Annotated in this window: 20 protein-coding genes; 11 read left to right on the top strand and 9 right to left on the bottom strand. The window is 71.7% G+C overall.

Annotation, left to right across the window (positions count from 1 at the left end):
- Nucleotides 1-71 precede the first annotated feature (71 nt).
- Together FPZ41_RS05040 and FPZ41_RS05035 are read left to right on the top strand one after the other, a co-directional pair.
- Entirely contained in the window at nt 72-2,948 is a 2,877-nt protein-coding gene (locus tag FPZ41_RS05040; protein WP_152859514.1) for a glycosyl hydrolase family 95 catalytic domain-containing protein, read from the top strand.
- Nucleotides 2,949-3,071: 123 nt separating this feature from the next.
- Complete coding sequence (locus FPZ41_RS05035) at nt 3,072-5,648, top strand: SpoIIE family protein phosphatase (protein WP_228022472.1); 2,577 nt, start codon at nt 3,072-3,074, stop codon at nt 5,646-5,648.
- Nucleotides 5,649-5,695: 47 nt separating this feature from the next.
- On the opposite strand, the gene FPZ41_RS05030 is transcribed toward FPZ41_RS05035, so the two are convergent.
- The 4 genes from FPZ41_RS05030 to FPZ41_RS05015 all read right to left on the bottom strand — a co-directional run bounded on the left by FPZ41_RS05030 (nt 5,696) and on the right by FPZ41_RS05015 (nt 12,034).
- On the bottom strand, nt 5,696-6,904 hold the full coding sequence (locus FPZ41_RS05030; protein ID WP_322619838.1) for an FAD-dependent oxidoreductase: 1,209 nt from the start codon (nt 6,902-6,904) through the stop codon (nt 5,696-5,698).
- Nucleotides 6,905-7,215: 311 nt separating this feature from the next.
- The gene (locus FPZ41_RS05025; RefSeq protein WP_228022470.1) at nt 7,216-8,823 is read right to left on the bottom strand and encodes an AMP-binding protein; all 1,608 of its coding nucleotides are present in this window, start codon (nt 8,821-8,823) and stop codon (nt 7,216-7,218) included.
- Complete coding sequence (locus FPZ41_RS05020) at nt 8,820-11,150, bottom strand: CaiB/BaiF CoA-transferase family protein (RefSeq protein WP_322619837.1); 2,331 nt, start codon at nt 11,148-11,150, stop codon at nt 8,820-8,822. Before FPZ41_RS05020 ends, FPZ41_RS05025 begins: the two co-directional genes overlap by 4 nt.
- 17 nt (nt 11,151-11,167) lie before the next feature.
- Entirely contained in the window at nt 11,168-12,034 is an 867-nt protein-coding gene (locus tag FPZ41_RS05015) for an alpha/beta fold hydrolase (protein WP_152859512.1), read from the bottom strand.
- A 125-nt stretch (nt 12,035-12,159) separates the two neighbouring features.
- Here FPZ41_RS05015 and FPZ41_RS05010 point away from each other — a divergent pair, with 125 nt between their 5' ends.
- Nucleotides 12,160-12,639 carry an FAS1-like dehydratase domain-containing protein gene (locus FPZ41_RS05010; RefSeq protein WP_152859510.1) on the top strand — a complete coding sequence of 160 codons (480 nt, stop codon included), beginning with the start codon at nt 12,160-12,162 and terminating at the stop codon, nt 12,637-12,639.
- A gap of 62 nt (nt 12,640-12,701) precedes the next feature.
- A complete protein-coding gene (locus FPZ41_RS05005) occupies nt 12,702-13,118 on the top strand; it encodes a hotdog family protein (protein WP_152859508.1) in 417 nt (138 codons plus the stop codon).
- A gap of 60 nt (nt 13,119-13,178) precedes the next feature.
- Here FPZ41_RS05005 and FPZ41_RS05000 read toward each other — a convergent pair whose 3' ends face one another.
- The 4 genes from FPZ41_RS05000 to FPZ41_RS04985 are packed head-to-tail and all read right to left on the bottom strand — an operon-like array spanning nt 13,179 to nt 16,817.
- Nucleotides 13,179-14,144: a quinone oxidoreductase family protein gene (locus tag FPZ41_RS05000; RefSeq protein ID WP_322619836.1), complete on the bottom strand. Its 966-nt coding sequence runs from the start codon at nt 14,142-14,144 to the stop codon at nt 13,179-13,181.
- Entirely contained in the window at nt 14,141-14,962 is an 822-nt protein-coding gene (locus FPZ41_RS04995) for an ABC transporter permease (RefSeq protein ID WP_152859506.1), read from the bottom strand. Before FPZ41_RS04995 ends, FPZ41_RS05000 begins: the two co-directional genes overlap by 4 nt.
- Complete coding sequence (locus tag FPZ41_RS04990; RefSeq protein WP_152859504.1) at nt 14,959-15,810, bottom strand: ABC transporter ATP-binding protein; 852 nt, start codon at nt 15,808-15,810, stop codon at nt 14,959-14,961. Before FPZ41_RS04990 ends, FPZ41_RS04995 begins: the two co-directional genes overlap by 4 nt.
- Nucleotides 15,810-16,817 (bottom strand): ABC transporter substrate-binding protein, encoded by a 1,008-nt coding sequence (locus FPZ41_RS04985; RefSeq protein ID WP_152859502.1) that lies wholly within the window; start codon nt 16,815-16,817, stop codon nt 15,810-15,812. Before FPZ41_RS04985 ends, FPZ41_RS04990 begins: the two co-directional genes overlap by 1 nt.
- A gap of 334 nt (nt 16,818-17,151) precedes the next feature.
- Between FPZ41_RS04985 and FPZ41_RS04980 the strand changes: the two genes are divergently transcribed.
- From FPZ41_RS04980 to FPZ41_RS04950, 7 genes are all read left to right on the top strand, one after another.
- Complete coding sequence (locus FPZ41_RS04980; protein WP_152859500.1) at nt 17,152-18,408, top strand: aromatic ring-hydroxylating oxygenase subunit alpha; 1,257 nt, start codon at nt 17,152-17,154, stop codon at nt 18,406-18,408.
- A gap of 115 nt (nt 18,409-18,523) precedes the next feature.
- Nucleotides 18,524-19,876, top strand: a complete 1,353-nt coding sequence (locus tag FPZ41_RS04975) for a M20 family metallopeptidase (RefSeq protein ID WP_322619835.1) — start codon at nt 18,524-18,526, stop codon at nt 19,874-19,876.
- Nucleotides 19,873-20,817: a DODA-type extradiol aromatic ring-opening family dioxygenase gene (locus tag FPZ41_RS04970; RefSeq protein ID WP_152859498.1), complete on the top strand. Its 945-nt coding sequence runs from the start codon at nt 19,873-19,875 to the stop codon at nt 20,815-20,817. The genes FPZ41_RS04975 and FPZ41_RS04970 overlap by 4 nt, the downstream gene beginning before the upstream one ends.
- A gap of 38 nt (nt 20,818-20,855) precedes the next feature.
- The gene (locus FPZ41_RS04965) at nt 20,856-21,713 is read left to right on the top strand and encodes an alpha/beta fold hydrolase (RefSeq protein WP_152859496.1); all 858 of its coding nucleotides are present in this window, start codon (nt 20,856-20,858) and stop codon (nt 21,711-21,713) included.
- 406 nt (nt 21,714-22,119) lie between these two features.
- On the top strand, nt 22,120-22,845 hold the full coding sequence (locus FPZ41_RS04960; protein WP_152859494.1) for an IclR family transcriptional regulator: 726 nt from the start codon (nt 22,120-22,122) through the stop codon (nt 22,843-22,845).
- Entirely contained in the window at nt 22,842-23,390 is a 549-nt protein-coding gene (locus FPZ41_RS04955; protein ID WP_322619834.1) for a hypothetical protein, read from the top strand. Before FPZ41_RS04960 ends, FPZ41_RS04955 begins: the two co-directional genes overlap by 4 nt.
- Nucleotides 23,387-23,848: a hotdog family protein gene (locus tag FPZ41_RS04950; protein ID WP_152859492.1), complete on the top strand. Its 462-nt coding sequence runs from the start codon at nt 23,387-23,389 to the stop codon at nt 23,846-23,848. The genes FPZ41_RS04955 and FPZ41_RS04950 overlap by 4 nt, the downstream gene beginning before the upstream one ends.
- On the opposite strand, the gene FPZ41_RS04945 is transcribed toward FPZ41_RS04950, so the two are convergent.
- Complete coding sequence (locus FPZ41_RS04945) at nt 23,784-24,782, bottom strand: ABC transporter substrate-binding protein (protein WP_228022469.1); 999 nt, start codon at nt 24,780-24,782, stop codon at nt 23,784-23,786. The genes FPZ41_RS04950 and FPZ41_RS04945 overlap by 65 nt on opposite strands.
- Nucleotides 24,783-24,865: the final 83 nt, after the last annotated feature.

Raw genomic sequence — 24,865 nt, 5'->3', positions numbered from 1 at the left:
GGTCCATGCGCCGGCCATGCGCGGGTCAAGGTACGGGTCAACGTACGGATCGATGGGACGGGAGATCGGCGATGGGAGTCAGCAGACGGGGGTTCCTGGGCCGCGTCGCCGCGAGCGCCGCCGCCGGAGCGACGACCGGGATGGGCGTCGCGGAACCGGCCGCGGCTGCGGACCGGCCCGGCCCGGCCGTCGGCCCCGTGGCCGTCACCGGCATGCGGACCGACCGCGAGTGGCGGGACTTCCTCGCCGCACAGGACCCGCGATGGAGGCGACTGCCGCGCGCCTGGTACGAGGGCCCGTTCCTCGGCAACGGTCTGCTCGGCTCGATCGTCTACCGGGAACCCGGGGCGAACGCCCTCCGCTTCACCGTCCACCACAGCGAAGTACAGGACCATCGGCCGGAGTTCGGCCACAACTGGGGCCTGGCCCGCCTTCCCGTCGGCAATCTCCTCCTGCGTCCCGTCGGCGCCATCACCGGTGCCGACCTCCGCCTGAACCTGTGGAACGCCGAGATCAGCGGCACGGTCACCACCGACAAGGGCAGCATCGAACTGCGTGCCCTGGTCCACAACGACCGTACGCTGCTGCTCGTCACCGCGACGGCGAGCGTGGGGGAGCGGGACTTCCGCTGGGAGTTCGTCCCCTCGCCCGCCGTCAGCCCGCGCATCGTCCGAGAGGACCCTCCGGAGGGCCTGGAGCCCAATCCCGATCCGGTGATCACACGGGAGCCGGACGGCACGGGTGTCGTCGTCCAGTCACTGGTCGCGGGCGGCCAGACCGTCACCGCTCACCGGGAGCGCACACTCGGCGGCGAACGCGTGTACGTCCTGTCCGTCGCCCACTCCCACCCCGGCACCGACGCCGAGGGCCGAGCCAGGACGGCCGTCCGCAAGGCGTCCGCGCTGCCCGTCTCCAGCCTGCTGCGCACCCACCGCGAGTGGTGGCACCGCTTCTACCGCAAGAGCTTCCTCTCCGTCCCCGACGGGATGCTGCAGAGCTTCTACTGGATCCAGCTCTACAAGCTCGCCTCCGGCGCCCGCGAGCACGCGCCGATCATGGCGACCACCGGCCCCTGGCTGGAGTCCACCCCCTGGCCGGCCGTGTGGTGGAACCTCAACGTCCAGCTGGAGTACTGGGCGGTGCACGGCTCCAACCACCTGGAACTGGACGCCGTCCCGCGCACCCTCGCCGAGAACACCGACACCCTGATCGGCGCCCTGCGCCCCGAGTACCGCTCCGACTCGGCGGGCGTGCGCCGCGCCACCGACGCCACCTGCGACAGCAGCGGCACGGTCGCCGTCCCGGGCGTCAGCACCACCCCGGAGGTCGGCAACCTGCCCTGGGCGCTGCACAACGTGTGGCTGACCTACCGTCACACCATGGACCGGGGAGTCCTGGAAGACGTCCTGTACCCGCTGCTGCGCCGCGCCACCAACTACTACCTGCACTTCCTGTACGAGGGCGAGGACGGACGACTGCACCTGCCGACGACCCACTCGCCCGAGTACGGCAACGCCCCCGACTGCAACTACGACCTGGCGCTGCTGCGCTGGAGCTGTACCACCCTGCTGGAGACCACCGAGCTGCTCGGCGTCCGGGACACCCTGGAGCCGAAGTGGCGCGAGGTGCTGGAGAAGCTGACCGACTACCCGGTGGACGACAACGGCTTCATGATCGGAGCAGGCGTCCCCTTCGCGAAGTCCCACCGGCACTACTCCCACATGCTGTCGGTCTACCCCCTCTACCTCGTCAACTGGGAGCAGCCCGAGCACCGTGACCTGATCGAACGCTCGCTGAACCACTGGATCAGCTTCGAGGGTGCCCTGCGCGGCTACAGCTTCACCGGCGCCGCCTCGATCACCGCCCAGATGGGCCGAGGCGACGACTCGCTGACGTATCTGCGGGAGCTGGTCGCCCGGTTCGTGCAGCCCAACACCATGTACTACGAGGCCGGGCCCGTTGTCGAGACACCGTTGTCCGCCGCGCAGAGCCTGCACGACATGCTGTGCCAGAGCTGGGGCGACACGATCCGCGTCTTCCCGGCCGTTCCGACCGCATGGCAGGACGTCACGCTGCACGACTTCCGGACTCAGGGCGCGTTCCTGGTCAGCGCGGTCCGCCGGGGCGGCAGCACCCGCTGGGTCCGGGTGCGCAGCCTCGCCGGGGAGCCGTGCCGCATACGACACTCGCTGCGCGGGCGGCTCACGGTCGCCGGGGTCGGCGGCCCGGCCCCCGCCTGGCGCGACCTGGGCGACGGCGTGGTCGAGCTGGACCTGCCACGGGACGGGGAGGCGGTGATCCTCCCGGCCGGCTCACGGCCCGACCTGCGGATCGCCCCGGTGAAGGTGACCGTGCCCGCCGACCCCTGGGGCCTGCCGGAACCGCCGCAGAGCGGAACCGTCACCCAGATCGACCTCACCGGCGTCTTCGACAACGACGGCATCACCACCGAGATGTACTACGGCGACGGGGACTTCGACGGCTCCGGCCGCACGTACCCCATGGCCCAGCTGCCGCAGACCGGGGAGACGACGGACAACGGGATCGCCTTCCTCTTCACCAACGGGAGCGAGGGAACCAACAACAACGTCGTCGCGGCCGGACAGGAGATCACCGTCCCGCAGGGCGCCTACGCGAAGCTGCACGTCCTCGGCGCGGGCGACACGGGGGCCGTGACCGTCCCGGCGGTGGTCCGCTACGCCGACGGAACCAGCGGGACCGCGCAGCTCACGCTCACCAACTGGCTGGCGTCCGGCCCCGAGAACGGCGAGACCGAGGCGGTGACCACGAGCCAGATCCACACCCGGACCGGGCCCCTCGCCACCAAGGCGGCCGTCTTCCACCAGGTGATCGAACTCGACGCGAGCCGGCAGCTCACCACGATCACACTGACCGCGCCCGACGGGGTGGCCAGGGCTCATCTCTTCGCTCTCTCACTGGAGCAGTAGGAGGGAGTAGGAGGAGGGAGCGGTAGGAGTCTGTCTGTCCGGTTATTGATCCATATGGCGGGTAATAAAAAGAAGTTCGGGATCTGGGTTCCTCGCGGGTGGTCTGCGGCGAGGTGAGTGACGATGCGTTCGAGCGGTGACACTCCGCGACCGATGGGCGGGGACGGGGAGAGGAATCCCGTCCAGCCGCCGGACGCCGTGGCCGCCGTGGACGCACACGGCCTGGTCACGGCGTGGAACCCGGGCGCCCGGCACCTGCTCGGCTACACGCCCTCCGAGGTGCTCGGCCGTCCCGCGTCCCTCCTGCTGGCCGCGGATCCGACCCCTGCGGCCCTGCGGCGCGCCGTCGCGTCGCAGAGCTGGAGCGGCCGGGTCGCGCTGCGGCACCACGACGGTCACCCTCTGGAGGCGGACCTGCGGGCCTGGTCGGCGCCGGCCGCCGACGGACAGTCCCAGTGGTTCCTCGTCCACTCCCCGGCGCCGTCGCGGGCCGTCGGCGCGTACGACGACGCGCAGCTCCTGGAGTGGGCTTTCGCACGGTCCCCGCTCACCATGGCGGTCTACGACGTCGACGGGCGGATCCTGCGGATGAACGCCGCGACGTGCCGCCTGCTCGGCTTCGACGAGCAGCAGGTGCTCGGGCACGCCGTCGAGGACCTGTACGGGGACGCCCGGGAGGAGGGAGCACCCTCCGTCCCCGCGTCCGCCCAGCGTCTGATCGAGACGATGCGCTCGGTGGCCCGCACGGGGCAGGAGGTTCGCTACGAGGTCGCCGCCCCGGCGGCGGAGGCCGGGACCGGGAAGGTGACCTGGTGGGCGGTCACCATGTCGCCCGTGACGGATCCGGACGGCCGGATCCACGGAGTGTTCACGGCGGGCTGCGACATCACCGGTCAGTACGAGGCACGGCAGCGGCTGGCCGTGCTCAACGAGGTGAACGCCCGCATCGGAGCCACTCTGGACGTGTCGCGGACCGCGGACGAACTCGCCGACATGGCCGTCCCGCGGCTCGCCGACTTCGTCAGCGTCGATCTCCTCGACTCCGTGCTGCACGGCGGCGACCCGTTCCCGGGCCCGGTGGTGGGCACCATCACCCTGCGCCGGGTCGCCCACCGGTCCGCGACCGAGGGCACCCCCGAAGCCGCGGTCAAACTCGGCGCGGTGGACATCTACCCGGACTACTCGCCGCCCGCCCGCTCCCTGGCCTCCGGCCGGCCCGTCCTGAGCGGGAAGGGAGACGACGACTTCGACCGGTGGACCCGGTCGCACCCCGACAGGGCCGCCCGGGTACGCGACTACGGCTTCCACTCGGTGATGTCGATACCGGTGCGGGCCCGCGGCACCACGCTCGGCGTGGCGGTCTTCGCGCGTCGGCGCCCGGAGCCCTTCGCCCCCGACGACCTGCTGCTGGCCGGCGAAATGGTGGCCAGGGCGGCCGTCTGCGTCGACAACGCCCGCCGCTACACCCGCGAGCGCGCCACCGCCCTCAGCCTGCAGCGCAGCCTGCTCCCGAGGCAGCTGCCGCAGCAGCCGGCCGTGGAGGTCGCCACGCGCTATCTGCCCGGCAGCACCCAGGCAGGCTTCGGCGGCGACTGGTTCGACGTGATCCCGCTGTCCGGCGCCCGGGTCGCGCTCGTCGTCGGGGACGTCGTCGGCCACGGCCTCCAGGCGACGGCGGCCATGGGACGGCTGCGGATCGCGGTGCGCACCCTCGCCGACGTCGACCTCGCCCCCGACGAGCTGCTCACCCAGCTGGACGACCTGGTCATCCGCCTGGCCGCGGAGAGCAACAGCGCGGCGGGCGACAGCCGGGAGGAAAGCCGGGAGAGAGGCTGGGACGAAAGCCGGGACGAAGAGGATGGCCAGGTCGAGACGGCCGAGGGCACCGGGATCCCGGAGGTGCTTGAGACCCCGGAGGCCGAGGAGACCGCCGGTGACATGGCCGCCACCTGCCTGTACGCGGTGTACGACCCCGTCACCCGGCACTGCACCATCGCCCGGGCCGGCGGTCCCGTTCCCGCGCTCGTCCGGCGCGACGGCACGGTCCGACTGCTCGACGTCCCTGCCGGTCCCCGGCTCGGTGTCGGAGGTCTGCCCTTCGAGGTCACGGAGCTGGAACTGCCCGAGGGCAGCCTGCTCGCCCTCTTCACCGACGGCCTGATCAACGCCAGGCCCGGCAACCTCGACACGCTGCGCCGCGTTCTGTCCCACCACCCCGGGCGGGACCTGGAGGACACCTGCGACACCGTCCTGGAGAGGCTGCTCCCCGGCCTGCCCACGGACGACGTCGCCCTGCTCATCGCCCGTACCCGTGCCCTGGACGTCGACCGGATCGCCACCTGGGACCTGGACAAGGAGCCCTCCGTCGTCGCCGACGCCCGGAAGGTGACGTCCGACCAGCTGGCCCGCTGGGGGCTGGACGACCTCACGTTCACCACGGAACTGGTCGTCAGTGAGCTGGTGACCAACGCCATCCGGCACGCCGCCGCCCCCATCCGGCTGCGGCTGATCCAGGACCAGTGCCTGATCTGCGAGGTCGCCGACGGCAGCAACGCCGCTCCGCACCCGCGCCGGGCACGCACCTTCGACGAGGGCGGCCGCGGCCTGCTGCTCGTCGGTCAGCTCACCGACCGCTGGGGCACCCGCCAGACATCCACCGGAAAGATCGTCTGGGCGGAGCAGTGCGTCTCCCCGGTGTGACCGGACATCTCCCCGGTGTGACGGGACGGCCCGTGCCCCGGCTCGAATCAGCCCCGGTCACCGGCCGGGCTGCTGTCGGTGACCATGGTCCAGAGGTTGGTGTCCCAGTCCAGCTGCCGGACCAGGTCGTCGTCGCCGACCGGGGCAGCGGTCGTGCCCGGACCGCCCAGGCTGCCCGGGCGGACGGTCGCGGGGGAGTGGGCGCCCCGGGAGATCCGTCCGCTGGTGATGATGTTGTGCTCCACGCGGGGGCGGCGGAGCGTCTCGTAGACGGTCAGTGCGCTCTCGGTGTCCGGGGCGTCCCGCAGGGCCTTCGCGAGGACGACGGCGTCCTCCAGCGCCATCGACGCGCCCTGCCCGGTCGCCGGTGAGGCGGCGTGTGCGGCGTCACCGATGAGCAGAGCCCGCCCGGCACGCCAGGGCGTGGCCGGCGGCATCTCGGTGGCGTTGGTGACCAGGATGCTGTCGGTGGTGGCCGCGACCATGCCCGCGGCGGGCGTGGCGTCCTTGCGCAGCAGCGGGAGGAGCAGGTCGCGCCACCGGGCCGGAGTGCCGTTCGCGAGGTCCTCGGCCGACAGCGGGTCACCGCTGACGCGGGCGAACCAGTACGTCTCCCCGGCGGGGCTCACCGCGTAGCCGAAGGCGGCCGCGCTGCCACGGATCAGCGTGAAGAGGTCCGTGGGACCGGCGACGGGTGCCTCGGTGGTGTAGCCGTAGAGGACGTGCTCGCCTGAGTAACGAGGGTCTACGGCCGGGGCGATCGTGCGGCGGACGGTGGAGTTCAGCCCGTCGGCGCCGATGAGCAGGTCGCCGGTCGCGGTGCTGCCGTCGGTGAAGCGGACGGTGACGTCGTCCGGGCCGTCCTCGACGGAGGCCAGCCGGGCGCCGTGCCGGACATCGATGCCCCTTCGAGCGGCCTCCGACTGGAGGGCGGCGTTCAGTTCGCCGCGGCGCAGGCACCGGTACGGCAGGAGCGGGTCCTGGACCCCCGCGAGGGGACGCCGCGCCAACTCCGTGCCGGTGCCGTCGAGTACGCGCAGGGTGGTCAGCGGGAAACCGACGGAGGTGACCGCGGAGACGGCGTCGAACTGGGCGAGGGCCCGCAGGCCGTTGGTGGCGAGGGTGAGGAACGCGCCGATGTCCTCCGCCGAGTCGGGGTGCGCCTCGTGCACGGTGACGTCGAACCCGGCCCTGTGCAGGGCCAGCGCCGCCGCCGTACCGGCCGTCCCGCCCCCGATGACGATGATCCGCGCCACTCCCGCCACTCCCCTCGTACTGCCCACGGACGCCGGTCGGCCGCGCGGCTACTGAGGTGAACGACCGGGCGACGGCCGGGAGTTCCACCCGGCCGGGTGACCGGGGGGCGGGCCTAGGGCCTGTCGTCAAATTCCCGTCTGCCCCGCGACGCCTGGCACGCACTCCCGCCGCACCGGGCGAAAGCCCAAGTACGTCCAGTACGAGGGCTTCCGCCCGGCACGCCGAGAGCACGCACCAGACGCCGCGGGGCCGCCCTTCGGGCGACGACGGGAATGTGACGACAGGCCCTAGCCGGAACGCGGTGCCGTGGTCAGGGCGGCGAGCCCGGCCTCGGTGCGGATGCCGTCCACGTGCTCCGAGGGGACGCCGTACCGGAGGTGACGGCGGCGCGGTCCCAGGTCCGGGAGGTCACACCGCGTTCGCGCAGGACGGCCTTGCGGACCTTGCCGGTCTCGGTGAGCGGCAGTGCCGGAACCGTCTCCACGAAGCGGGGTACGGCGAAGGCGGGCAGTTCACGGGCACAGTGCCGGGCCAGGTCCTCCGGGTCCAGCGCACTGCCCGGCCGGACGACCACCGCGACCATGACCTCGTCCTCGGCCAGGTCCGAGCCCACGGGGAAGGCCGCCGCCTCGGCGACCGCCGGATGGGAGCGGACCACCGACTCCACCTCGGACGACGAGATGTTCTCACCACGGCGCCGGATGACGTCCTTGACGCGGTCGACGAAGCGGAACCACCCGTCGGGTTCGCGGACCACACGGTCGCCCGTACGGCGCCAGGAACCGGGCGACGGCTCCGGATCCCCCAGGTAGCCGGTGGAGAAGGCGTACGGGTGGTGGCTGCGGACGAGGAGTTCGCCCGGTGTTCCGTCCGCGACGGGGCCGAGCGTCTCGTCGACCACTCGTGCGGAGAAGCCCTCGCGTACCGTGCCCATGCGGCCGGGCCGGTACTCGTCGGGCGTGGCGCCGATCACGAGGTTCGTCTCCGTCGAGCCGAACCCGTCGACGAGGGTGACGCCGAAGCGGTCGCGGAAGGGCCCCCACAGGGGGCCCGGGGTGGCCGGGGAGAGACCGCGCCACGCCCGGTGTGCCCGGTCGTCCGGGCCGGGTGGCCGCGCGAGCAGCATGGGCACCATCGCACCGAGCAGATAGACGGCCGTGGCACGGGCGTCCGCCACCTGCGACCAGTAACGCGACGCGGAGAAACGCCCGCCGACGACACAGCTCGCGCCCACCGTCATGGCGTGCGCCAGGGTGTTGAGGGCGTTGGTGTGGAACAGCGGCAGACAGGTGAACAGGACGTCGTCGGACGTGAGCCGCAGCGCGTCCGAGACATTGCGGCCCCACCACACGAACTGGGCCCCCGGGCAGCGGACACCGCGCGAACTCCCCGTCGTGCCCGAGGTGAAGAGCAGGGCGGCGGTGTCCTCCGGACGCACCGGAGCGGGCGCGATCGCCTCGGCCACGCCCGGCCGGGGGACGTCCTCGCCGCCCACCGGCCAGACGACGCCACGATGCCCGGCCGCCGCGGCGTGCGCCGCCGACTCCGCCTCGGCGTACAGGAACCGGGGCCGGGCCGCGTCCAGCGCCTGGCGCAGCGACCGGCCGCGCAACCCGGTGTTCAACGGCACCACGACCGCGCCCAGCCACGCACACCCGAGGACCAGGTCGACGAGTTCGATCCGGTTGGACAGCAGCGCCGCGATCCGGTCCCCCGGCCGGCAGCCCCGGGCGGCGAGCGCGCCCGCCATGGTGGCCGCGGCCTCGCGGGTCTCGGCGTACGTGCGCGTCACGTCCCCCACGCGCAGGAAGATGCGGTCACCGAACCTCTCGGCCGCGGACTCGACGAGACCCGGCACGGTCATGTCGTGCCCCCGCGCGCCGGGTGTGCCCGTGCCGTACGCCGTCGAGTCGGTCATCGCAGCACATCCTCCTCGTGCAGCCGCCGGAGCCGCTCCGGAGAGATGCCCGCCACGTCGCGCAGCACCTCGTCGGTGTGCGCGCCCAGCACGGGCGCGGCCCGCCGGATGCCGCCGGGCGTGCCGGTGAGACGGATGGGGACGCCCTCGTGCAGAAAGGCGCCCGCGACCGGGTGCTCGGCACGGACGTAGAAGCCGCGTGCCCTCAACTGCGGGTCGTGCTCGACGAGTTCACGGCCGTCCTGCACCGCCCCGGCCGGGATTCCTCGCTCCTGCAGCAGCTCCGCCGCCTGATCGGCGGACAGACGGCGCGCCCAGTCGCCCAGCACGCCGTCGACACGGGTGCTCTCACGCCTCCGGCCCTCCGCCGTCGACAGCCGTGCGTCGGCGGCGAGTTCGGGACGGCCGAGGACGTCGCACAGCGCCGCCCACTCCTCGTCCGAGCGGACACTCACGGCCAGCCAGCGGTCCGCGCCGAGGCAGCGGTACACCCCCTGCGGGCTCCACACCGGGTGCGCGTTGCCGATCGGAGTCCGGGACGACGTGAGCAGGCTCGTCCCCATGTGCGCGGCGATCGCCTCCAGTTGGGACAGGTCGATGTGCTGGCCACGCCCGGTCTCCGCCCGGTGCTCCAGCGCGGCGACCGTCGCCAGCGCCGCCTGCAGACCCGCCACGATGTCACCGTGGCCGTAGATCACGCCCACCACGTCGTCCGGCCCCCAGCCGGTCAGCCCGGTCAGTCCCGAACTGGCCGAGACGGTGTCGGCGTACGACACCCAGCCCGCACGCGGGCCGGTGTGGCCCATGCCCGACATGCTCACGTACACGATGCCCGGGTTGATCTCGCGCAGCGCGTCGTAGCCGAGGCCGAGCCGGGTCATGACCGTGGCACTGAAGTTCTCCACGAGGACGTCGCAGGAAGCGATGAGGTCCCGGAGTACGGCGACGCCCTCCTCGGTCCGTGTGTCGAGGGCGATGCTGCGCTTGTTGCGGTTGACCTCGTTGAAGTAGCCGTTGGTGTTCGGGTCCGTGTGGTCGCCCCGCGACAGGTGCATGAAGGGCGCGAACCGGGTGGGGTCGGGGCGTCCGAGGGACTCCACCTTGATGACGTCAGCACCGTGGTCGGCCAGGACCTTCGTGCAGTACGGGCCCGCGAGCACCCAGGTCAGGTCGAGGACGCGGACGCCGTCCAGGGCGGGCCGGGCGGAGGAGGCGCCCTCGGCCCGTCGCACCGGGCGTTGCTCGTCGGGGAGCGCCTGGTCGTCGAGGAGTGCCTGGTCGTCACCGGGGCCGGGCACGCGGAGCCGGGTGACCCTGCGGCCCTCGGGGAACGCGAACGGGAAGCCCACGTCGGTCCGGCCCTCGACCCGGGTGAAGAAGTTCCGTGCGGACAGCTGGGGGTTGTCCGGCAGCTCGTACGGCAGGTCCACGGCCGCCCAGGGCAGTTTCCTGGCCTGCGCCCGCTCCGCGAACTCGGCCTTGGGCCAGGTGCCGACGAAGTCCTGGACGACGTTGAAGACGTACTCCTGGTGCTTCTTGCGCTCGACAGGGTCCTGCCACCGGGGCTCCGCGAGATCGGCGTCCGCGCCCTCCTCGCGCAGCCAGGCGAGCAGCGCGTCCCACATGCGGGGGCTGCCCCCGAGTCCACCGCCCAGGTAACCGTCGGCGGCCCGGAACAGCCCGTGCGGGACCAGGGGGTGCACGCGCCCCGGCCGCGGCGGTACCCGGTCCTCGTGCAGATAGGCGAGGGCTCCCGCCTCCAGGGCCGCCGCCACACATGCCTGCGCGGAGACGTCGATGAGCTGACCCGGCCCCCGGCGCCGTGCCCGCAGGCCGAGCAGGACGGCGATCGCCGCGTTGACGCCCGCGAGCTGCTCCGCCTGGTTCTCCGGCAGCCGCAGCGGCGGCCCGTCGGGATCGCCCACCTGCGCGAGCATCCCGCCCAGCGCCGCCACGACCAGGTCGGTCCCCTGCCAACCGCTGCGGGGACCGACCAGACCGAACGGGGTGACACGCACATGGACCAGATGGTCGAGGCCCTCGGCGGCCGGGCCCGCGCCGTCCGCCGTTCCGTCGAGCAGGACGTCGGCGCCCGCCAGCAGGCGCCGCAGCCCGGCGGCGCCCTCAGGGGCGGACGGGTCAAGCGTCACCGAGCGTTTCCCGGCGTGCCAGTGGGCGAAGGCGTCACCGCCGAGTTCGCGCCGCGTCCCGTCGCCCTGAGGGGGTTCGACGAGGACGACCTCGTGACCGAGCCCGACCAGCAGCCTGCCCGCGAACCGGGCGAACGGGCTGGACAGTTCGACGACCCGGGGGATCGATGCGCTCACGTGTCCTCCGCTCGCCGTCAGCCGTGGTGCTGGTTCAGGAACCCGCTGACCACGCTGTAGTAATCGTACGGACGCTCTTCCTGGGGGTGGTGGGACGCCTGATCCATCACATGGAGACTGCCCCGCGGCACCATGCGGGCAAGCATCAGGGGATAGTCCGGGGTCAGGAAGGCGTCGTACATCCCCCACAGGAAGAGCGCGGGGGCCTCGATACGGCCGAGTTCGGCGGAGAGGTCCTGCCAGTCGCCGCGCGGGTTGTCCGAGGCGCCGGCCAGCGCGGTCTCCTCCGGGTCGAGGCTCTGCTCGTGGCGCAGCGTCACGGTGCCCTCGGGGACGGCGTCCGGGTCGTACCACTCCAGACGCGCCATCAGGGCCCGCATCTTCTCCCGGGACGGGCCGTCACCGCCGTAGTACACGTCGCGGGCGTTGCGTCCGCGACGGCCGCTCTCCGGCAGCGGGGCCAGCGGGCCGTGGAAGACCGGCATACTGCCGGTGATCACAAGCGACCGGACACGCTCCGGGTACTTGGCGGCCAGGTTGAGCGCGATCGTCCCGCCCCACGAGTTGCAGACGAAGTCGGCGCGCTCCACGCCCAGGGTGTCGAGCAACGCCACCGTCTTCGCGGCGTGGTAGTCCCACATGGGGCCCTTGATGACGGGCTTGGCGGACTTCCCGTACTGCAGGATGTCGACGAGGAGGCACCGGCGGTCCGCCGCGAACAGCGGCGCCACCTGCCCGAAGTCCGACCAGCCCGTACATCCCGGGCCGCCGCCGTGCAGAAAGACGGTGGGGGTTCCCTCGCCCAGCTCGATGTAGTGGTAGTCGACGCCGTCCGCGTCCGCGTAGGCGCCCTGCGGGGGCGGCTGAATGTCCATGAGGTCCATGCCTCGCATCGTGTCCGGCGCTCACGGGCGCACCCAAGCGGAGCGGTCCGCTGAGCGGGCCGGACCCGTGGTGACGGACGGGCAGCGGCGGTTAGCGTCGCGTGACCCGAGGACGGAGGCGGCACATGGCGGCGGAGCTGGATCTGGCGGAGGAACGGGCCCGGGCCTCGATCGGCCGGCAGGAACGGCGCCCCCTGGGGGTCGTACGGGCCGAGGACGCCGCGGAGTTCGCGCGGGCCTCGGGAGAGACCGCGCCGCACCTGACCGAGCCGGGACACTCCCGGTTCACCGTGCACCCCATGTACCTCGTGAGCCTGCTGCGCCCGGCTCCCGGCCCCGGCCCGGACGAGGTCCGCCCGGACGGCATGTACCGCGACGAGGTCCCCGGCACGGACGGGCTCGACGTGCGGCTGATGGCGGGCGGCCAGGAGGTGCGCTGGAAGGACGAGGTACGGGCCGGTGACGCGATCGACGTGCTCCGGGCCCTCATGGCGGTCGAGCGCAAGGGATCCGGGGACGGGTTCCTGCTGCTCACGGTGGAGAAGACGTACAGCGCGGCGCGCGGAGTGCTCGTCGAGGTCACGGAGAGGTTCATCGTCAGGTGAGTCAGGTGAGTCAGGTGAGTCAGGTGAGTCAGGTGAGTCAAGTGAGTCAGGTGAGTACGCCCATGGATTCCGTCAGCGTCGGTCAGCCGGTACCACCCGTCTCGTTCATCCCCGACGAGGTCACCCTGCTGCGCTTCGGCGCCGTCACCCGCAACACCCACCGCATCCACTACGACACCGCCTTCGCCCGCTCCGAGGGGCTGGCCGGACCGGTCGTCATGGCGCAGCTGCACGGCTGTCTCTTCCACCGGGCCGCGGCGGGCTTCGCAGGCGGGACCGGGCGGGTGAGGGAGGTCGCCTGGCAGAACCGGGCGCCCGCCCACGTGGGGGACCGGCTCGAAGTCACCGGCACCGTACGCGCGGTCGACCCGGTGCGCGGCGAGGTCACGCTCGACCTCGTGGAGCGCTGCGGGCCCGCGGACGGCGGAGGCCCCGGAAGCGTCTGCTGCCGGGGCCATGCCGTCGTCGTCCTGGTCTGAACGGCCTTCGTCCACTGAGCGGCCTCGGCCCACTGAGCGGCGTCAGCCCACTGAGCGGTCTCAGTCCAGATCCAGCACCACCCTCCCGACCGCCTCCCCGCTCCGCAACCGGTCCACCGCCTGCCCCAGCCCCTCGATCCCGTGCCGCTCGATCGGCAACGTCAGCTCTCCCGAGGCCAGTTCGGCGAGCATCCGCTCGGCGTCCGCGGCGACCTCCTTGCCGCGGGACATCAGATTGACGGGCAACAGCGCCACGTCCGCCAGCAGGAAGTCGGCGAGGTCCACGCTGAACTCACGCCCGGCGGTGTAGCCGACCAGCGCCGCACGCCCGCGCGGACGGACCAGCGCGAGGGCGTCGCGCAGTACCGGTCCGCCGACGGTGTCGACGATCGCGTCCACCGTGCCGCCCACCGCGTCCGGCGACAACTCCGCCGCCAGGACCGGCTTCGCCGGCGCCGGGACATGGCTCAGCTTGGCCGGGCGTCCCACCACCCCGATCACCTCGGCCCCGGCGCGCGCGGCGACCTGCACGGCCAGCGCGCCGACCGCGCCCGACGCACCGGTCACCAGGACCCGCTCCCCGGGCCGCACCCCCGCCACCGAGTGCACCGCCAGCCACGCGGTACCCGCGGGGGAGAAGTAACTGCACGCCAGCGCCGGATCGGTGCCCTCGGGCACGGGCAGCGCGGCGGCGTCGGGCACCACGGCATGCTCGGCCCAGCCGCCGTCCCGGCGCAGCCCCAGCCCCTTGCCGTTGATCCTCACCAGGCTGCCCTCGGCGTGGGTGTCCGAGGCCAGGACCACCCCGCACGCCGAGGTGCCCGGCACGGAGGGCAGATCCGGGAGGATGCCGAACTTCCCGTCCACGACGTTCAGATCGAGATGCGCCACCTGCGCCGCCCGTACCCGTACGAGGGTCCGGCCGGGCTCCCGCACCGGCACGGGACGCTCCACCAGTCGGGGAAGCGTGCCGAACCGCTCAAGGACCAGCGCACGGGACGTCTGCCCCTGCACATGACTGCTCACAGTTTCACTCCATAACGTCGCAGCACCCGCGAGGCCACGATGCGCAGCACGCGGTCGAAGACGAAGCCGAGAATGCCCAGGGTGATGATGCCGACGAAGACCCAGTCGATGCGCCCGTAGTTGCGGGAGGTCCAGATCAGCGAACCGAGACCGACCTGGGCGGCGACGATCTCGGCGGAGACGATGGTCAGGAAGCTGTTGCCCATGGCGAGCCGCGCCCCCGTGACGATGTACGGCACGGTCGACGGCAGCACGACCTGCTGCAGGATCTGCCGGCGGCCCGCGCCCAGGCTGGCGGCGGCCCGCAGCTTCGACTCGTTCACCGCCATCACTCCGGCGCTGGTGTTCAGCGTGACGATGAAGACCGCCGTGTAGAAGATCAGCACGACCTTGGACGACTCGCCGATGCCGAGCCAGACCACGGCCAGCGTCACGAAGGCGACCGGCGGGATGAAGCGGAAGAACTCGATGTACGGGTCGAGAAGCCGTCGTACCAGCGGGATCTGCCCGATGAGCAGGCCGACCGGCACACCCACCAGCAGCCCGAGACCCCAGCCGATCAGGATGCGGCGGCTGGAGGCGATGATCGAGTTGGTGAGCGTGCCGTCGCGGGCGAGATCGACGGCGGCCGACAGGGTCGCCTGCGGGGAGGCGACCAGGGAGGCGCCGTACGACATCGCCAGCAACTGCCAGATCCCGACGCCGACGAGGACGGACACCACGGACAGAGCGGCCGTGCGCAGTCCCCGTACGGCGCCGCGCACCGGGCGCCGGTCGACCCGTGGTTCGGCGGTGGGCTTCGCCGTGACGACCGTCATCGCTGCTCCTCCTGGTCGAGCCCCTGGGCCAGCAGGGCCTTGCGGACCTCCTCGCCGATGTCGTCCCGCAGCGCGTGCCGCAGTTCGCGGGCGGCGGGGTCGGACTCGTCGCGCGGCCGGGGCAGGTCCACCGGGTAGACGGACTTGACCGAGGCGGCCGGGCCGGCGGTCATGACGGCGACGCGGTCGGCCAGCAGGATCGCCTCGTCGATGTCATGGGTGACGAAGACGACGGTGCAGCCCGAGGTCTGCCAGATGCGGGCCATCTCCTCCTGCATCACCTGCCGGGTCTGCGCGTCGAGCGCGCCGAACGGCTCGTCCATCAGCACCACGCGCGGTTCGTTCGCCAGGACGCGCGCGATCTGCACGCGCTGACGCATTCCGCCGGAGAGCTGGCTCGGGAACCGGTCGGCGCAGTGCCGCAGGCCGACCAGGGAGAGGTACTCGTCGGCCAGTTTGTGCTGCTCGGCACGGGACCTGCCGCGCATCCGGGGGCCGAACGCCACGTTCTGGCGGACGGTGAGCCAGTCGAAGAGGGCCTCGCTGCTCTGGAAGACCATGCCGAGTTCGGGGTCGGGACCGGTGACGGGCATTCCGTCGACGGTGAGGCTGCCCGAGTGCGGGTGTACGAACCCGGCGAGCGCCGACAGCAGGGTGGACTTGCCGCAGCCGCTCGGGCCGAGCAGACAGAGGAACTCACCGGCGGCGATGTCCAGCGAGATGTCGCGCACGGCGTGGAAGGAGCCGAACCGGATGTCCACCCCGTCGACGGCGACGGCCGCACCATGGGCGTCGTTCTCACGCGCCGGACCGGACGGCGGCCGGTCGGCCTCGATGGCCTTGGTCATCAGGATCCCTTCGTCTGCTGGGTGAACCATCCGGGCAGCACGACCCCGGTCACGTCCGGTTGGGAACTGACCTTCCCGGTGTCCACGTAGAACCGGGCGGTCGCGGTGTAACCCCTGAGGTCGGCCGCGGTGATGTCGCGGACGCCGAAGTCGATGTCCTCGATGGCTTGCACGGTCTGGGTGGTGGGGACCTTCGCGGCCTTCTGCGTGGCGGCCGCCGCCGCGTCCGGGTCGGCCTCGGTGGCCTTCGCCGCTTCCCGCAGGGCCTGCGCGACCCTGACCGCCGTGCCCTTGTTGTTGCTCAGCCACTTGTCGTCGGTGATGAGCCAGTGGGCGTACGACAGGCCGTAGTCGCCCGTGGTCTCCAGGACCCGTCCGCCCAGTTCGGCACCCTTGGCGGGCCACGGCTCCCACAGAACGTAGGCGTCGACGTCGCCCTTCTGCAAGAGCGCCGGGATCTCCGGCGGATCCGCGGTGACGAAGTCGACCGATGTCTCGTCGATGCCCTTGGACTGGAGGAACCGGGTCGCCGCGAGCTCCGAGAGCCCCGGTACGACGGCCATCTTCCTGACCTCGGAAGGGTCCTTGACCTTGGGGCCGAGGACCACCTTGAGATAGCGGCCGGACTCCTCGTAGACGAGCAGCGACCGCAGACCGGTGTGCTGCTGGAGCATGCCGATGGTGGTGGTGTCGGAGTTGCCGGCCAACTGCACCTGACCGGCGGCCAGGGCGTCGACGCCCTCACCGCCCCGCCCGAACTGGACGAGCTGGACGTTCACCCCGTGCTCCGCCCACAGACCCCTGGCGTCGGCGAGGAAGAAGGGCGCGAACGAGGGGTCGATACCGACGGCGATCCGGACCGTGGGGCCGGACGCCGTGGTCTTGCCGGAACCTGTGGCGGAGTCGGTGGTGGCCGCGCTGCACGCGGTCAGGGCTGTTGCGGCGATGAGAGCGAGGAGGGCGACGACACCCGCGAGGGGGTGTCTCCTGCTGACCCGTGTCTCCATGGATACCTCGGTGGGTTGACGGGAGACCGCCGGTTTCGGCCGGTCATACGGGGTGCGGCCCGTGGGTTGGCGCGAACCGTAGACCCGGGCGACGGCGACTGGCACGGATCACGGTCCGCTGAACGGGATGGAACACGGGACCGGCTGCGCGGCGGGCCGTTCACCCGCCGGGTAGTGGGGCGTGCCGCCCGGATGGGCTTGCATCGGGACCCCGGCAGGCAGGGACGAACCGCAGATCCGGTGCGGTCTGCTCAGCGGAACGGGTCCGTAGGCGGATCGGACCGGTCACCCGATGCTCGGGGCATGTTCCGACGGCAGCAGGAGGTCACGCACCATGACGACGAGTGAGGGCTCGCCCGCCTCCACGAGCACCGGCCGCACGGGCCGCAGACCGGCCGGGCAACCCGGCCGGCAGGACTGGTCGTCGTGGCCCCACTACGACGGTGCGGCTGCCGGCTTCCGCGGCTACTGGTACCCGGTCACCTGGTCCAGCCACATCACCGGCAAACCCCTCCCGTTCACGATCTGCGGCGAGAAGATCACCCTGATCCGGGACGGCGGCAAGGCGTACGCGCTGCACAACCGCTGCCCGCACCGCGGGGTGCCGCTCTCCGAGGGCGACCAGCAGTTCCCCGGTACGGTCAGCTGCCCCTACCACGGCTGGACGTTCGACCTGCCCACCGGCAAGCTGTGCGCGGTCATCACCGACGGCCCCGGATGCCGGCTCACCGGCAAGGTCGAGGTGAAGACGTACGCCGTCGAGGAGCGCCTCGGCATGGTGTGGGTGTACATCCCCGTCGCCGGTGAGGACCCCCACCCGATCGACGAACAACTCCCCGAGGAACTCGTCTCCCACGGCTTCGTCATGGGCGGCCGGATCGAACCCCGCGGTGGCAACTGGCGGTTCGCCTGCGAGAACGGCTTCGACGAGGGGCACGCCAAGTACCTGCACCGTACCGCGCTGTGGCGGCTGTTCAAGCCGATGCCGACCTGGAACATCACCCGGATCGTCCCCAGGGGACGCTGGATCTTCCGGGTCCAGGACGAGGTGCACTGGGAGGCCGAGTTCCCCGGTGTGGGCCGCTGGTCCAACAAGCGCTGGTGGAAACTCCAGCCGCCCAAGGAGACCTTCAACCTCGGCAACACGGGCAAGGCGGACAAGGTCGACCCGGCGATCGAGGCCCAGGAGTTCCCCGGCTTCGCCTCCCTGGCGATGCCGGGCGTGCTGCGCATCGCCTACCCCAAGTTCATCCACTACGAGTTCTACGTCCCGGTCGACGCCGACAACCACCTCTACGTCGGTGTGATGGTCAACTTCACCGAGGGCTGGGAGACGCTCAGGTTCTACGCAAAGTACCTGGGAGCCATCCGCTGGTTGTTCCACGGGCAGTTCTCCGGCCAGGACGCCTGGATGGTCGACGTCACCGACGCCCCTCCGGAGAAGCTCTACCGCCCCGACATCTCGCTGACCGCCTGGCGGAACCTCAGCGAGGAGGAGTACGCGAAGAAGCTGGCCGCGGCCGGGGCCCCACCCGCTCCCTCCACCGGTTCCACCGGTTCCGCCGGTTCCGCCAACGCGAAGAAGGGCTGATCATGGGCCGCACGCTGCTCACCCTGCTGGCCGGGGCCGCCATCGCCGTGGCGCTCCCCCTGGCCAAGAAGCGCTTCGAGCGTACGACGATGACCCAGGTCCACAGGATCAACCAGTGAACGACCACACGGCGGCCGGTCTGGCCGGGCTGGACGACCGGCGGAGGGCCTGGGCCGAGGAAGCCTGGCGGCACGTCACCGGCGACCGGCTGCGAGAGCTGATCATCGGCCTCGTCGACATCCCGAGCCCGACCGGCGACGAGGGCCCCCTCGCGGCCCATATCGCCGGCACGCTCGCCGACTCCGGATGCTCCGCCACGGTGCAGCCGCTCGACGACCGGCAGGCCAACGCGTGGGCCCGGCTCGACGGCGACGGAACCGGCCCCGACCTCATGCTCTACGTGCCCATCGACACCCTGACCGTGGGCGAGGAGAGCGAGGACCTCCCGTGGATCGGCCCGGAGTTGCGGGACGACATGAGGCCGCGGGCCACCGTCTACGACGACCTGGTCACCGGGCTCGGCGCCTCCAACCCCAAGGGTCACGCGGCGTGCGTGATGATGGCCGCCGAGGCCATCGCCCTCGCGGGCATCCCGCTCACCGGCGATCTCGTCGCAGCGTTCGGCGCGGGCGGCATGCCCACCAACGCCCGGCCGGGCGGCACCCGGTACAACACCGGCCAGGGCGTGGGCTGTTCGTTCCTGCTGGAGCAGGGCGTGTGGACCGACTACGCGGTGATCGCCAAACCCGGCTGGACGGTCTCCCACGACGAGGTCGGCCTCGTCTGGTTCGAGGTCACCGTCCACGGCACCCACACCTACGTCGGCTCGCGGCACCGGCTCCCGTACGACAACGCCATCGCCCGAGCCGGAGAGGTGGCCCGGCACCTGGAGGAGTGGTTCGTCGAGTATGCCGACCGCCACACCGGCGGCACGGTCGCACCCCAGGGCATCGTCTCCTCCGTACGCGGCGGCTGGCCCCGCATGGCGGCCGTCACCCCGGCCGTCTGCACCCTGATGGTGGACCTGCGCATTGCGCCCGACACCACACCGATGCAGGCCAGGCGGGAGTTCTCGGCCGCGCTGGACGCCCTGCGCGCCAAGGAGGCAGGGCTCGACGTCACCGCCCGCATGGTGCTGGCCATCCCCGGTACGCGCACCGACCCGCGCAACTGGGTCTGCCGCAGCGCGACAGCGGCCTGGGAGGCCTTCGAAGGGCGCGGGCACGAGGTGATCCGCGGCAACAGCGGTGCCACCGACGCCAACATCCTGCGCGGGCGTGGCATCCCCACCGTGCGGGTCGGGATGCCGAAGGTCGCCGACGCGGAGGCACCGTTCCCGATCGACTTCGCCCGCGGGATGAACACCGTCTCCGTACGGGCCATGGAGAAGCTGACGCGCCATCTGATCCGTACTGCCGTCGACACCGTCACCCGCACGCGCGCCGAGGTGGAAGGAGAGCCGTCATGACCGAGATCGTCCTGGGCGTGGGTGCCTCGCACAGCACGCTGATGAACACCCACTGGGAGGAGACCCTCCACAAGGAGCGCGCCGAGCGTTTCCGCGACGCGCTGAAGGAGGCGCGCGACGAACTCGCCGCGGCCCGCCCCGACACCGTGATCCTCGTCGGCTCCAACCACTTCCGCGGCTTCTGGCTGGACCTCGTCCCCGCCTTCACCCTCGGCGTCGGCGAGTGCGTCGCCAGCGGGGAGTCCGGCACCCCGAAGGGCCCGCAGCCCGTGGACGTACCGCTCGCCCGGCACATCGCGGGCGCCCTCGTGGAGAGCGGCCGTTTCGACCCCGCGTACTCGGCCCGGCTGCAGATCGACCACGGCCAGTCGCACGCCATCCAGTACCTCCTCGACGGCCTCGACGTGGAGATCGTCCCCCTCGTCGTCAACGTGTTCGCCCCACCGCTGCCCACCCTCGAACGCTGCGAGGAACTGGGCCGCGCGATCCGGGAGGCGGTCCTGACGTTCCCCGGAGACCGTCGCGTCGCGGTGATCGGCTCCGGCGGACTCTCGCACCGGCTGCCCTGGCCGGACTGGCGCGATCCGCACGGCGACGACGAGGAGTTCATGGTCGGCGCCTGGCTCAACGGCCGGGACAACTGGCAGGACTACGACGCCCGCCGCCGCGAGATCATCCGCGCCGCCGAGGCCGCGCTCAACCCCGGCTTCGACGACGAGTTCCTCTCCCTCGTCGAGAAGGGCGAGACCCACCGCGTCACCCGGTTCACCACCGAGGAACTGGAGAAGACGGCCGGCAACGGCGCACAGGAAGTACGCACCTGGCTGCTCATGGCGGCCCTGCTCGACCACGTGCCCGGCCGGCGCCTCGCCTACGAGCCGATGCCCGAGTGGCTCACCGGGATGGCCGTCGCCGTCCTGGACCCCGCGCCGCCGTCCTGAACCCCGCACAGACGAACACCGGAAGCTGAAAGGCAGTCATGAGCATCTGGACCGAACTGATCGGCGTCGACTACCGGCACACCTACGTCGAGACCGCCGGCTTCAGGACCCGTGCCCTGCAGGCCGGCCCCGAGGACGGCGAGCACGTGGTGTTCCTGCACGGCACGACCGGCCATCTGGAGGCCTTCGTACGGAACATCCCGGCACACGCCGAGCGCTACCGCTGCCACGCCGTCGACATGCTGGGCCACGGCTACACCGGCAAGCCGGACCGCCCCGGTGAGATCCCCGCCTACGTCGAGCACCTGATGTCCTACCTGGACGCCGTCGGCGCCGAACGCGTCCACCTGGTCGGCGAGTCGCTGGGCGGCTGGGTCTCGTCCTGGGCGGCGAGCGAGTACCCGGACCGGGTCGCCTCGCTGCAACTGCTGTGCATGGGCGGCACCAAGATCAACCCGAAGGTGATGGAACGGCTGAAGACCTCGACGCGGGCCGCCGCGCTGAAGGGCGACGTGTCCTTCACCCGCGAGCGGCTCAAGCTGCTGTGGGCCGAGTGGGACGAGGACCTCGGCGAGGAGCTGACGCAGGTCCGGTACGGCATCTACCACCACCCCGACTTCCAGGCCAACCTGCACAATCTGCTGGCCCTCCAGGAACCCGAGGCGCGTGAGCGCAATCTGCTCCGGCCGGACCGGATGGCGCGGATCAAGGCGCCGACGCTGGTGGTCTGGGGCAACAAGAACCCGCTCGGCGACGTCCCGGAGGCCGAGGCCATCGCCGCCGCCATCCCCGGCGCCCGCCTGGAGGTCTTCAACGAGTGCGGTCACTGGCCGCAGCACGAGAAGGCCGAGCTGTACAACCCGCTGAGCCTGGCGTTCCTCGCCGAGGCACGGTAGCCGGGGCCGAGGCACATCAGCCGGGACCGGGGCCGGGCAGTGGCCCGGTCACCGGTCATCCCGAATTAACAGCACGACGCATGGCCTGATCGAGGGCATGCATGGTTCCGTGGAGGGCCGGATCCAGCCACAGACCGCGTTCTGAGGAAGGCAACGGATTGATCGGGAGGTTCTGCACATGAGCGTCACCTCGGTTGGCCGCGCCGACGTTCCACCCCTCGTACCCGACCCACCCGACGACTCCGTCCCCTGCATCGTGTCCGGCGTCCCGGCACAGGACCGGGGTTCCGCGCCGGCCCAGAGCCCACGCGCGGCCGCGGCCCCGGTACCGCGTCCGGAGCCGGTATCGCGTCCGGCTCCGGCATCGATTCCGCGCTCGGCCCCTCCCGCCGCGTACCCCGACCCGATGAACTCGGTTCTCGGCAAGGTCAGACCCATTCTGGAGGCGTTCGCTCCCGAGGACGACGCTCTCTCCCTCGCCGAGCTGGTGCGCCGCACCGGGGTCGCCAAGGCCACCGTGCACCGGCTTGCGCAGGAACTGGTGGTGTGGGGGCTGCTGGAGCGGTCGGGCTGTGACTACCGGCTCGGGCTGCGCCTGTTCGAGATGGGCCAGCGGGTCCACCGGCAGCGCATCCTGCGCGAGGTGGCCCAGCCGTACATGGAGGACCTCCTGCTCGCCACCCAGGAGACCATCCACTTCGCCATCCACGACAGCCTGGACGTGGTGTACCTGGAGAAGATCTTCCCCCACCGCGGGCTGAACGAGGAGTCCCGGGTGGCGGGCAGGCTGCCGCTGTACTGCACGGCCACCGGCAAGGCGATCCTCGCCTTCTCCCCGAGCACGCTCTTCGTCGACGTGGTCAGGAACGGTCTGAGGCCGTTCACCCGGCACACGGTCACCTCACCGGGCCGACTGCGGGCCCAGCTGGAACGGATCAGGTCGGAGGGAATCGCGACCGAGGCCGAGGAGATCCGCCTCGGGTACACGAGCATGGCCGTGCCGGTCTTCGGCAGCAGGTCCACACTCGTCGGCGCGCTCTCCATCACGGCACCCACCTACCGCATGGATCCCACCGGGCACGCCGGCGCGCTGCGCGCCGCCGCCCTCGGGATCAGCCGGTCGCTGCGGTGAGCGCGGTCCTTCAGGAGGTGCTCACCCGGGCCCGGAAACTGATCGGGCAGTGGGAGAGCGAGGACTGCGGCGTCCTGGCAGTGAAGGAATTCTGCCGCTACGCAGCAGCCCTCAACGACCTCGACTACATCCGCACAGCCCGCGCGCAGGAGGCAGCCGGGGAACCCGTCGTCGCTCCAGCCCTGTTCCTCGCCGGGACGCTGAGCTGGGAGGACGGCCCGGCGGAAAACGAACTACGCCCGGACGGGCTGGCCGCACGCGAGTCGCCCTGTACCGATGGCCTGCCGGTGCGGCAGGTGCACGGAGGACAGTCGGTCCGGCCGGTCCGGTCCCCGGTCTCGGGGATGCGGGTCACGGCGGCCCGGTCGCTCGTCTCGGCCGACCACCGGCACGGCCGGTCGGGCGAGTTCGTGCTGCTCGGCGTCACCACGCGCTTCACCTCGCAGGACGGAGCCGAACTGATGGCGGTGGACGAGACGATCGTCGTCCTGGACGGAGTCCCGGACGCGGCGACGGACGAGCCGACGGGGGTGACCGCCGCATGACGACGGTCACCCCCGTCGCAGGGCAGCTGTGCGCGCCGCGCACCTACTCCCACAGCAGGGTGCAGCTCTTCCGGTTCAGCGCCGTGTCCTGGAACTCCCACCGCATTCACTACGACGCCGAGTACGCGGCCCTGGAGGGCTTCCCGGACGCGGTGGTGCAGTCCACGCTGCACGGCGAGACCCTCAGCCGGTACGCGCTGGAGTGGGCCGGGCCCGGCGCCGCCCTGGAGTCGGTGAGCTGGCGCAACCGGGCCACCGCCGTGGCCGGTGAGCGGCTCACCTGGTCCGCGACGGTGCGCACGGTCGAGCCCTGCGACGAGGGCACCCGGGTGACGCTGGACGTCGCCGTCCACAAGGACGACGGCGCCCCCTGCGTCACCGGGCACGTCGGACTCACCTGGCGTGCTGCTCGTACCAGCCCTTCAGCAGGGTCGTCCCCAGCTCCGGCGACTTCTTGATCAGCTTCTGCTCGACCAGGAAGCCGGCGATCTTCTCGGACTCGGTGACATCCGTGTCGTCGATGCCGCGGGCGGCGAAGGTGATCTCCGGCAGCACCTTCGCCGTCTGGTCCGCGGGCAGTTTGACCTGCTGTTCGGAGGCCTTCGCCGCGGCGGCGGGATCGTCGGTGACGAGCTTGTCCGCCTCGGCGACCACCTTGAAGACCTTGCCGGCGAGGTCTTCGTTGTCCTTCAGCCAGCTCTGGTCGGCCAGCAGCCACTGCACGTACTTCACGCCGAAGTCACCGATGCGCCCCGCGATGTGGCCGCCCGCCGTGTCACCCCGGGCCGCCCACGGCTCGAAGAGGACGTAGGCGTCGATCGAACCCTGCTCCAGCATGCCCGGGATCTCCGGCGGCGAACTCTCCAGGATCTTCACGGACTTCGGGTCGATGTCGTTGTGCTTCAGGTACTGGTGCGTCGCGTAGAGGCCGAGGCCGCCGATCGACGCCATCGTCCTGATCTGCTTCGGTGAGTCGATGCCGTCGCGCAGGACGACCTTGAGGTAGCGGTCGGAGGACTGGAAGACGCCCAGGGTCCGCAGACCGGGATTGGCGACCATCAGCGGCAGCGCGGTGGAGTCGGCGTTGGCCGCTATCTGTGCCGTGCCCGCGGTGACCGCCTGGGAGGCCGCGGGGCCGCCCTCGGTCTTCACGAGTTCGACGTTGACGCCCGCCTTCTTGAACATGCCGCGCTCCACGGCGAGATAGAAGGGCGCGTAGGAGGCGTCCACCCCGAGGGCGAGCCGGACGGTCGGCTGCCCGGCGGACGACACCCCCGTCGAGTCGGTGCTGCCGGCCGTACAGGCCGTGGTGAGGACCAGTGCCGTGCAGGTGGCGGTGAGAGCGAGACCCCTGGTCCCGAGGCGGGACCTGTCGTTTGTGTGCATCTTCATCCTCCCAGGGCGGGGAATGGTGAGCGGGGGGTGCCGGCCCGCCGACCCTCCCAGTGCCGGCCCGCCGGGCATAAGCAGAGCGT

Origin of the sequence: Streptomyces acidicola (assembly GCF_009377235.1) — a bacterium.
Lineage (GTDB): Bacteria > Actinomycetota > Actinomycetes > Streptomycetales > Streptomycetaceae > Streptomyces > Streptomyces acidicola.
Note: the sequence above shows the minus strand (reverse complement) of the source record. Positions and strands in the feature narration are given on the sequence as shown.

Bases quoted from the DNA above. Each gene is read 5' to 3' on its own strand.
- FPZ41_RS05040 (WP_152859514.1), top strand. From the start codon at position 72: ATGGGAGTCAGCAGACGGGGGTTCCTGGGCCGCGTCGCCGCGAGCGCC.
- FPZ41_RS05035 (WP_228022472.1), top strand. From the start codon at position 3,072: ATGCGTTCGAGCGGTGACACTCCGCGACCGATGGGCGGGGACGGGGAG.
- FPZ41_RS05025 (WP_228022470.1), bottom strand. From the start codon at position 8,823: ATGACCGACTCGACGGCGTACGGCACGGGCACACCCGGCGCGCGGGGG.
- FPZ41_RS05015 (WP_152859512.1), bottom strand. From the start codon at position 12,034: ATGGACCTCATGGACATTCAGCCGCCCCCGCAGGGCGCCTACGCGGAC.
- FPZ41_RS05010 (WP_152859510.1), top strand. From the start codon at position 12,160: ATGGCGGCGGAGCTGGATCTGGCGGAGGAACGGGCCCGGGCCTCGATC.
- FPZ41_RS05005 (WP_152859508.1), top strand. From the start codon at position 12,702: ATGGATTCCGTCAGCGTCGGTCAGCCGGTACCACCCGTCTCGTTCATC.
- FPZ41_RS04995 (WP_152859506.1), bottom strand. From the start codon at position 14,962: ATGACGGTCGTCACGGCGAAGCCCACCGCCGAACCACGGGTCGACCGG.
- FPZ41_RS04990 (WP_152859504.1), bottom strand. From the start codon at position 15,810: ATGACCAAGGCCATCGAGGCCGACCGGCCGCCGTCCGGTCCGGCGCGT.
- FPZ41_RS04985 (WP_152859502.1), bottom strand. From the start codon at position 16,817: ATGGAGACACGGGTCAGCAGGAGACACCCCCTCGCGGGTGTCGTCGCC.
- FPZ41_RS04980 (WP_152859500.1), top strand. From the start codon at position 17,152: ATGACGACGAGTGAGGGCTCGCCCGCCTCCACGAGCACCGGCCGCACG.
- FPZ41_RS04970 (WP_152859498.1), top strand. From the start codon at position 19,873: ATGACCGAGATCGTCCTGGGCGTGGGTGCCTCGCACAGCACGCTGATG.
- FPZ41_RS04965 (WP_152859496.1), top strand. From the start codon at position 20,856: ATGAGCATCTGGACCGAACTGATCGGCGTCGACTACCGGCACACCTAC.
- FPZ41_RS04960 (WP_152859494.1), top strand. From the start codon at position 22,120: ATGAACTCGGTTCTCGGCAAGGTCAGACCCATTCTGGAGGCGTTCGCT.
- FPZ41_RS04950 (WP_152859492.1), top strand. From the start codon at position 23,387: ATGACGACGGTCACCCCCGTCGCAGGGCAGCTGTGCGCGCCGCGCACC.
- FPZ41_RS04945 (WP_228022469.1), bottom strand. From the start codon at position 24,782: ATGAAGATGCACACAAACGACAGGTCCCGCCTCGGGACCAGGGGTCTC.